The organism is Allobosea sp. CER48, from assembly GCF_044752385.1.
Classification (GTDB): Bacteria; Pseudomonadota; Alphaproteobacteria; order Rhizobiales; family Beijerinckiaceae; genus Allobosea.
Genome location: NZ_JBIWYK010000122.1, coordinates 1 through 7,698 on the forward strand (window position 1 = coordinate 1; position 7,698 = coordinate 7,698).

The following is a 7,698-nucleotide window of genomic DNA, read 5'->3' on the forward strand; positions in this document are numbered from 1 at the left end:
ACGCAGTGGCTCAGGCCGCCTGCCGCAAGCCGACGAGGAAGGGCGAGGACGTGACCCGGCCGCCCCGCACCGTGACCAGCGTATTGCAGGGCAGGGCCTGCCAGCATTCGCGGGCGGCATCGACGGGCTCCGAGGCGATGACGACGCTGTCGGGCCGGGGGCAGACATAGAGGCTGGGGGGCCTGGCATCGGACGACCAGCGGATCGCGTGGATCGTCTCGCCATCGGCAAGCGCGGCGGCGCAGCGCAGCGGCTCCCGCACGCCGGTCTCGTCCATCAGGGAGAGCACATCCGAGAGAGCGGCGGCAAGCGCCGCGCCGGGCGCCATGCCCTCCTCGATATGGGCGAGCGCGAGCAGGAAGAGGGCTTCCGAATCAGTGGTTCCGGCGCGGGCGCCATAGAGCGCATCCGGGATCAGGGCCTCGAGCCGCCGCCGGACGGTACAGTAGCCGCCGATCTGGCCGTTATGCATGAAGAGATAGCGGCCATGGACGAAGGGGTGGCAGTTCGCCCTTGTCGTGGCGGTGCCGGTCGCGGCCCGCACATGGGCGAAGAACAGATGCGAGCGCACCTGCCGCGCGATCGAGAGCAGGTTCTCGTCCGACCAGGCCGGGCGCACCTCGCGATACTGCCCGGGTTCGGCCCGCTCGCCATACCAGCCGACGCCGAACCCATCGCCATTCGTGCCGGTCTTGGCCTCCTCGGCATGAAGCGACTGGTGGATCAGCGAGTGGCAAGGCGAGGCGACGAAGTCCTCGAGAAAGACGGGGGCGCCCGAATAGGCGAGGAAGCGGCACATCTCGGCCTCGAATCAGCCGGCTGGGAACGATCTCGGGGAATAATGTTCCCCGAAGATGAACGCGGACATAACGAATTTTCTCCGCGTTCGCGACAGCCGGCGGCCATCTCGCAATCTGCTGGTGCGAAAAGAGGCAGCTGCGCACATCCATCTTTCGTCTAATGGATGAGAACGACATAGTCTTGCGTGGGCCGCATCGCTCCTATACCGATCCTGCGCGTAAACGGCGCATAACCAAATGTCCGGTGCTTCATATCCGGTACATGGCGCCTCTCGACGGGAGCGGGAATGTGAAGGGCCTCCTCGCCATCAGCCGGGTCATCGACTCGGTCAACGGCTTCATCGGCAAGAAAGTCGCCTGGCTGATCCTCGCGGCGGTCATCGTCGCGACGGTCAACGCGATCGTCCGCAAGCTTTTCAACGTCTCGTCGAATGCCTGGCTCGAATTGCAATGGATGCTGTTCGGCGCGGTCTTCCTGATGTGCGCGTCATGGACGATGCAGGTGAAGGAGCACATCCGCATCGACATCGTGAACAGCATGCTGCCGAAGCGCGTCCGCCAGTGGATCGAGCTGCTCGGCCATGTCTTCTTCCTGATGCCGTTCTGCCTCCTGATCGTCTACCACTCCTGGCCGTTCTTCGTGCGTTCCTACGCCATCGACGAGCAGTCGCTCTCGGCCGGCGGCCTGCCGCAATGGCCCGCCAAGGGCCTCGTGGTCATCGGCTTCCTGATGCTGAGCTTCCAGGGCGTTTCCGAGATCATCAAGCAGATCGCGATCATGCGCGGCGATCTCGAGGATGACGAGGCGGCGCTCGGCCATGCCGCCGCAGCCGAGGCGGAAGCCCAGCGCCTGCTCGACCAAGCCAAGGAACAGGGCCTCGCTTCCTGAGCGGCCCGCAAGAAGTCCGGAACCGTCCCATGCATGCTCATCGCCTCCCGCGCGTCGCCGGCCTGCTGCTCGCGCTCACCGTCCTCGCCTTCTTCGGCCTCCATACCGGCGACGCCTTCGCAGCCGGCGGCGGCATCGGCGACTTCCTGCGCGTCAACATGGCGCCGGTGATGTTCGCGACGCTCGTCGTCTTCCTGCTGCTCGGCTATCCCGTCGCCTTCGCGCTCGCCGCCAACGGCCTGCTCTTCGCGCTGATCGGCATCGATCTCGGCATGTTCCAGGAGAACTTCCTGCAGGCCCTGCCGGAGCGCATCTACGGCACGATGAACAACGACGTGCTGCTGGCGATCCCGTTCTTCACCTTCATGGGGCTCATCCTCGAACGCTCCGGCATGGCGGAAGACCTGCTCGACACCATCGGCCAGCTCTTCGGCCCGGTGCGCGGCGGCCTCGCCTATGCCGTCATCTTCGTCGGCGCGCTGCTCGCCGCGACGACCGGCGTCGTCGCGGCCTCGGTGATCTCGATGGGCCTGATCTCGCTGCCGATCATGCTGCGCTACGGCTACGACCGGCGCCTCGCCTCCGGCGTCATCGCGGCTTCCGGCACGCTCGCACAGATCATCCCGCCCTCGCTCGTCCTGATCGTTCTGGCCGACCAGCTCGGCCGGTCGGTCGGCGACATGTATGAGGGCGCCTTCATCCCCGGCCTCGTCCTGGCGAGCCTCTATGCCGGCTACGTCTTCATCATCACGGTCATCGCGCCGAGCCGGGCGCCCGGACTGCCGCCTGAGGCGCAGACCCTGCGCGATGCCGACGGCAAGACGCGGCGCTTTTCGCTGCTCGTTGTGGCGTTGCTCTCGTGGGCATTGTCCTATGCCTACATGAAGCTGTTCACCAAGGTGACGGCGGGGTCCGACTTCGTCGTGCTCACCATGTCGCTCATGGTGGGCGTCTCCTTCGCCATCGCGCTGGTCAACAAGTTCCTGAAGCTCAACCTGCTCTCGCGCATGACCGAGCAGGTCATCTTCGTGATGGTGCCGCCGCTGGCGCTGATCTTCCTGGTGCTCGGCACGATCTTCATCGGCGTCGCCACGCCGACCGAGGGCGGCGCCATGGGCGCGGCCGGCGCGATCCTGCTCGCCTGGGGCAAGAAGCGGATGAATTTCGAGCTGCTGCGGCAGGCGACGGAATCGACTGCCAAGCTCTCGGCCTTCGTGCTGTTCATCCTCGTCGGCGCACGCGTGTTCTCGCTGACCTTCTACGGCGTCAACGGCCATCTCTGGGTCGAGCACCTGCTGGTCGGCCTGCCCGGCGGCGCGACGGGCTTCCTGATCGTCGTCAACGTGATGGTCTTCCTGCTCGCCTTCTTCCTCGACTTCTTCGAGCTGGCCTTCATCATCGTGCCGCTGCTCGGACCTGCCGCGGAGAAGCTCGGCATCGACCTGATCTGGTTCGGCGTCATCCTCGGCGTGAACATGCAGACCTCCTTCATGCACCCGCCCTTCGGCTTCGCCCTGTTCTTCCTGCGTTCGGTCGCGCCGAAGAACCCCTACAAGGACAAGATCACCGGCAAGATGATGGAGCCCGTCACCACCGGCCAGATCTACTGGGGCGCCGTGCCCTTCGTGGTGATCCAGTGCATCATGGTGGCGCTCGTCGTGCTCTTCCCGAGCATGGTGATGCACTACAAGGCTTCCGCCGTGCAGCTCGACCAGAAGGCGATCGACAAGCAGTTCGACTCGATCCAGGTGCCGGGGCTTGGCGGACCGGGCGGCTTCGACTTCAACGCGCCGCCGTCCATCGGCGCGCCGCCCAAGCCGTAGGGCGGGCCGCGCCATGGGGGGCGTTGCCGGCAGGCGGATCGCAGCGGCTGCGGCCGCTCTCGTGATGGCGCCGGGTTGCGCCTGGGCCGCGGGCGACATCGGGGGCGCCACGATGGGCGCCGGCTGGGCCTTGCCCTTCGCCGGCATGCTGCTCTCGATCGCGCTCGGCCCGGTGCTGTTCCCGCATCTCTGGGAGCATCACTACGGCAAGTTCGCCGCGTTCTGGGCCGCGCTGACGCTGGTGCCGCTCGTGACGCTGCGCGGCTTCGACCCGGCGGTCGGAGCACTGCTGCATACGGCGCTGCTCGACTACATCCCCTTCATCATCCTGCTCTTCGCGCTCTTCACGATCGCGGGTGGCATCCTGATCAGCGGCAACCTTCATGGCACGCCGCTGACAAACACGGTGCTGCTGGCGATCGGCACCGTGCTGGCGAGCTTCGTCGGGACGACGGGCGCCTCGATCATCATGATCCGCCCGGTGCTGCGGGCGAATGACGACCGGCGCTTCAACGTCCATGTCGTCGTCTTCTTCATCTTCCTGGTCTCGAACATCGGCGGCTCGCTGACGCCGCTCGGCGACCCGCCGCTCTTCCTCGGCTTCCTGCGCGGCGTCGACTTCTTCTGGACGACGACGCATCTCCTGCCGGAGACGAGCTTCGCCGTGGCCGCGCTGCTCGCCCTGTTCTACGCGCTCGACAGCTGGTTCTACCGCCGGGAAGTGGGGTTGCCGGTTCTCAAGGATCCCACGCCCGATCGCGCGATCAAGCTCTGGGGCAAGGTCAATATCCTGCTCCTGGCCGGCGTCATCGCCGCCATCCTGATGTCGGCGAACTGGAAGCCCGGCACGGCCTTCGCCGTCCATGGCGTTCCCGTCGAAGGGCAGAACCTGCTGCGCGACGTGATCCTGCTCATGCTTGCCGGCCTTTCGCTCAGGCTCACGCCAGGCCCCGTCCGCGCCGGCAACGAGTTCTCCTGGGGGCCGATCAAGGAAGTCGCCAAGCTCTTCGCGGGCATCTTCATCTGCATCATCCCCGTGCTGGCGATGCTGCAGGCGGGTAAGGAGGGGGCCTTCGCACCGCTGGTCGCACTGGTCACAAATCCCGACGGCAGCGCCAATACGGTGGCCTATTTCTGGCTGACCGGGGCGCTCTCATCCTTCCTTGACAACGCGCCGACCTATCTCGTCTTCTTCGAACTGGCGGGCGGCGATCCCAAGGCCCTGATGACGCAGGGGGCGCTGACGCTGGCTGCGATCTCGGCCGGCGCGGTCTTCATGGGCGCGAACAGCTATATCGGCAACGCACCCAACTTCATGGTTTACGCCATCGCCAAGGACCGGAAGGTGAAGATGCCGAGCTTCTTCGGCTACATGCTCTGGTCCGGCGCGATCCTGATCCCGCTCTTCCTGGTGCTGACCGTCCTGTTCTTCCGGTAACAGGGGCGGTCAGGGCCGGCCGGTCGGAACGCCTTCCCTGATCTTCGCGGAAAAGCGGGGATCGGCCAAGGAGAGCGTGCGGGCGTGGTCGCCGATGCGGGCGAGCCGCACCAGTTCGTCCAGCGGGATGTCCTGCCGGATCGCCCCGATCTGCTGGAGGTAGCCGGGCAGGTAGCCGGACAAAAGCACGCGCGGGTCCAGTGGCAGCGAGAATTTCCAGCCCGGCGCGACGCTGCCGACGAGGTGGTAGACCACGGTCGTGCAGTTGGTCGTCAGCGTGTTGTACCAGCGCGGCCTGGCGGCGAGGTCGTTTATATCCGTCACATAGGCGAGCAGCAGGTCGCGCGCCTGGTCGGCCGAGGCGCTGAGCCGGAAGAGCCTGGCATCCTCGCGCCGGGCATGCGTGCGCAGCCCGACGATATCGCGCTCGTCGGCGGCGACATAGGCCATCTCGTAGCTGCGGAAGAAGCCGGCCAGCGCCGACCATTCCTCGCCCTTCTCGCGGCGGACCTCGATAGAGAAGGTCAGCGGCACGGCATCCGAGAAGGTGAAGCTGACCAGAAGATGCGCGATCGCCTCGCCCGACCAGTAGGTCAGGAAGATGTCGGCGCCGCTGACGGCGGCGAGGTTGTAGCGGCGCGTCTCCCAGTTCTGGTCGTAATCCTCTTCGGTTCGCCAGTGGAAATGGCGCAGATTGGAGACGGTGATCACATCGCCGTCGCGCGCGATGCTCGGCAGGCGCGCGAGTTCCGGAATCCAGTCGCGGTCATGCGAGGGCTGGAAGCTGCTCCACCAGGAGAGCAGGCCGACGAACACCGCGGCGAAACCGAGCGGCAGGCGCGCGTCGCTCGTCCAGATGCCGATGAGGCCGGCAAGCGCGGCGATGCCGAAGCCGGTGGCGGCGACGATCGCGGTCGCTCCCGACAGCCGGAACAGCAGGAAACCCGTGCCCCAGGTGGCGGCCCCGAGAAGGATGAGGGTGAGGAGAAGCTTCAGCACAATGAAAAAGAGGCGGCTCATGGCCGCCTCTCGTAACACAAGCCGGTCGGCTTGGCGTCAGGCCGCGAGCGAACTCGTCGGCGCCGCCGCCTTCACGGCGTCGTCGACGTGGTCCTCGAACTTCGCGAAGTTCTTGGCGAACATCTCGACGAGGTTCTTCGCCGTCTCGGCGAAGGCGGCTTTGTCGGCCCAGGTCTTCACCGGATAGAGGATGTGCGGCTCGACACCCGGCACCGAAGTGGGAACGGCGAAACCGAAATAGGGATCGCGGCGGAAATCGGCGCGGTTGAGCGAGCCGTCGAGAGCCGCCGAAAGCAGGCGACGGGTGACGCGGATCGGCATGCGCCGGCCGGTGCCGTACCTGCCGCCGGTCCAGCCGGTGTTCACCAGCCAGCAGTCGACATGGTGCTTGGCGATGAAGTCGCGCAGCAGGTTGGCATATTCCGACGGGTGGCGCGGCAGGAAGGGCGAACCGAAGCAGGTCGAGAATTCCGGCTCGACGCCGGTCAGGCCGCGCTCGGTGCCGGCGACCTTGGCGGTGTACCCGGAGAGGAAGTGGTACATCGCCTCGGCCGGCGTCAGCTTGGCGATCGGCGGCATGACGCCGAAGGCGTCGGCGGTCAGCATCACGATGTTCTTCGGGATGCCGGCGCGGCCGGTGCGCGAGGCATTGGGGATGAAGTCGAGCGGGTAGGCCGAGCGGGTGTTCTCGGTCTTCGACTGGTCGTCGAAATCGACCTCGCGGGTGATCGGATCGAGCACCACATTCTCCAGCACCGTGCCGAAGCGCAGGGAGGCGGCGAAGATCTGCGGCTCGGCCTCGGCCGAGAGCTTGATCGTCTTGGCGTAGCAGCCGCCCTCGAAGTTGAAGATGCCTTCCTTCGACCAGCCATGCTCGTCGTCGCCGAGCAGGGTGCGGTCGGGATCGGCCGAGAGCGTGGTCTTGCCGGTGCCGGAGAGGCCGAAGAAGATCGCGGAATCGTCCTTCGAGCCGACATTGGCGGAGCAGTGCATGGGCACCACGCCCTTGGTCGGCAGGACGTAGTTCAGGTAGGTGAAGACCGACTTCTTCATCTCGCCGGCATAGCGCGAGCCGCCGATCAGCACGATCTTGCGGGTGAAGTCGATGGCGATCACCGTCTCGCTGCGGCAGCCATGACGCTTCGGATCGGCCTTGAAGCTCGGCAGATCGACGATCGTCATCTCCGGAACATAGGCGGCGATCTCGTCGCGGGCCGGGCGGATCAGCAGGTTGCGGATGAAGAGCGAGTGCCAGGCCATCTCGGTGAAGACGCGGGCCCGGACGCGGTGGACCGGATCGGCGCCGCCATAGAGGTCCTGCGCGAAGAGCTCCTTGCCCTCGGCATGGGACATGAAGTCGCCGAGCAGGGTCTCGAAATGCTCGGGCGACATGGCCTGGTTGTTGTCCCACCAGACGGTGTTCTCGGTCAGCGCGTCGCGCACCGTGAACTTGTCCTTGGGCGAGCGGCCGGTGTGGGTGCCGGTATCGGCGCAGAGCGCGCCGCCGCGCGCCAGCTGGGATTCGCCGCGGTCAAGCGACTCTTCGTAAAGCTGTGGCGCTTCCAGGTTCCAGCGCACAGCCTTGAGCTTGCGGAAGCCGAAGGCCTCGGCACCATGGGCGGCGTTGAACTGACCGATATTGTCCACTGAATTCCTCCGGAGGCCGCTCCCATTCCGGGCAGCCCGTTGTCGAAACACATACGCGCGGGCCGGTCGAAAGGTCCGGGC

6 protein-coding genes are annotated in these 7,698 nt (G+C 66.1%); 3 read left to right on the top strand and 3 right to left on the bottom strand.

All coding sequences use genetic code 11. The features are described from left to right. Positions 1-10 precede the first annotated feature (10 nt). A complete protein-coding gene (locus ACIPIA_RS06870; RefSeq protein ID WP_400507932.1) occupies positions 11-799 on the bottom strand; it encodes a class II glutamine amidotransferase in 789 nt (262 codons plus the stop codon). Between the two features lie 290 nt (positions 800-1,089). Here ACIPIA_RS06870 and ACIPIA_RS06875 point away from each other — a divergent pair, with 290 nt between their 5' ends. From ACIPIA_RS06875 to ACIPIA_RS06885, 3 genes are all read left to right on the top strand, one after another. Then, positions 1,090-1,689: a TRAP transporter small permease subunit gene (locus ACIPIA_RS06875; protein ID WP_400507934.1), complete on the top strand. Its 600-nt coding sequence runs from the start codon at positions 1,090-1,092 to the stop codon at positions 1,687-1,689. Positions 1,690-1,847: 158 nt separating this feature from the next. Then, positions 1,848-3,512 (top strand): TRAP transporter large permease, encoded by a 1,665-nt coding sequence (locus ACIPIA_RS06880; RefSeq protein WP_400507942.1) that lies wholly within the window; start codon positions 1,848-1,850, stop codon positions 3,510-3,512. Positions 3,513-3,525: 13 nt separating this feature from the next. Next, entirely contained in the window at positions 3,526-4,950 is a 1,425-nt protein-coding gene (locus tag ACIPIA_RS06885; RefSeq protein ID WP_400507935.1) for a sodium:proton antiporter, read from the top strand. 9 nt (positions 4,951-4,959) lie between these two features. Here the strand turns inward: ACIPIA_RS06885 and ACIPIA_RS06890 are convergent, their stop codons facing one another. Next, the gene (locus ACIPIA_RS06890) at positions 4,960-5,970 is read right to left on the bottom strand and encodes an Lnb N-terminal periplasmic domain-containing protein (RefSeq protein WP_400507938.1); all 1,011 of its coding nucleotides are present in this window, start codon (positions 5,968-5,970) and stop codon (positions 4,960-4,962) included. A 36-nt stretch (positions 5,971-6,006) separates the two neighbouring features. Next, on the bottom strand, positions 6,007-7,617 hold the full coding sequence (locus ACIPIA_RS06895) for a phosphoenolpyruvate carboxykinase (protein WP_400507940.1): 1,611 nt from the start codon (positions 7,615-7,617) through the stop codon (positions 6,007-6,009). Positions 7,618-7,698 lie beyond the last annotated feature (81 nt).

Excerpts from the sequence above, each read along its gene's own strand:
- ACIPIA_RS06870 (WP_400507932.1), bottom strand. The coding sequence starts at position 799 with ATGTGCCGCTTCCTCGCCTATTCGGGCGCCCCCGTCTTTCTCGAGGAC.
- ACIPIA_RS06880 (WP_400507942.1), top strand. The coding sequence starts at position 1,848 with ATGGCGCCGGTGATGTTCGCGACGCTCGTCGTCTTCCTGCTGCTCGGC.
- ACIPIA_RS06885 (WP_400507935.1), top strand. The coding sequence starts at position 3,526 with ATGGGGGGCGTTGCCGGCAGGCGGATCGCAGCGGCTGCGGCCGCTCTC.
- ACIPIA_RS06890 (WP_400507938.1), bottom strand. The coding sequence starts at position 5,970 with ATGAGCCGCCTCTTTTTCATTGTGCTGAAGCTTCTCCTCACCCTCATC.